1 protein-coding gene is annotated in these 624 nt (G+C 34.9%); it reads left to right on the top strand.

Annotated features, from left to right (window positions below; all coding sequences use genetic code 11):
* Window positions 1-207 precede the first annotated feature (207 nt).
* On the top strand, window positions 208-408 hold the full coding sequence (locus ACFINU_RS10300; protein WP_015856172.1) for an AlpA family transcriptional regulator: 201 nt from the start codon (window positions 208-210) through the stop codon (window positions 406-408).
* The last annotated feature ends 216 nt before the right edge of the window (window positions 409-624 follow it).

A 624-nucleotide genomic window follows, 5' to 3' on the forward strand; every position in this document is an offset into this window, starting at 1 on the left:
ATATGGGGTGAATAACCCCATTATCTGTGGATAACTTTAGCTCTCTTTTCTCTCATTCTTTCTCAATAAGATTCATCACGTATCACATCAGAAATTGTATAATAAAATATTGTTTTATATAAATAAAATACCTTCAAAAATAAACTAAAATGTGGTTAATAAATAGTTATGATTTGTTACCATTTTTTATAGTGAAAGGATTTTAGAATGACAGAAAATGATATTCTTTTAACTGACCGTGAAAGTGCAAAACTGCTTCATATGAGTGTCTCAACATTCCGGCGCCATGTTACCAATGGCTCTTTACCAAAACCCTTAAAATTTGGTTTTTTATCGCGTTGGTTACAATCGGATCTTTTGAATGTCATCGAGCAAGCGAAACAGCAACGTTATAACGACGCGGCATAAAAAGAAAACCTTGTTATGTAAGGACGGACAAGGCTTTCTCAAACTTATTATCCCAGAGCTTTATTTGGTGTAAATTCAAGGCTTTCTCTGCTGAAGCATGACTTAAGGTTTGCATTCAAGTTGTTCTGAATGTTTTTTACAATAAGGGCTATTTAAGCGCCTCTTGACACTTCTCTGTGGGATGACAGCACCTGGACGACAAATCGGAAGGTTTTC

It is taken from the genome of Bartonella sp. AC130YNZD (assembly GCF_042196865.1).
Lineage (GTDB): Bacteria > Pseudomonadota > Alphaproteobacteria > Rhizobiales > Rhizobiaceae > Bartonella.

Coding starts and splice junctions, on each gene's coding strand:
- ACFINU_RS10300 (WP_015856172.1), top strand. CDS start 208: ATGACAGAAAATGATATTCTTTTAACTGACCGTGAAAGTGCAAAACTG.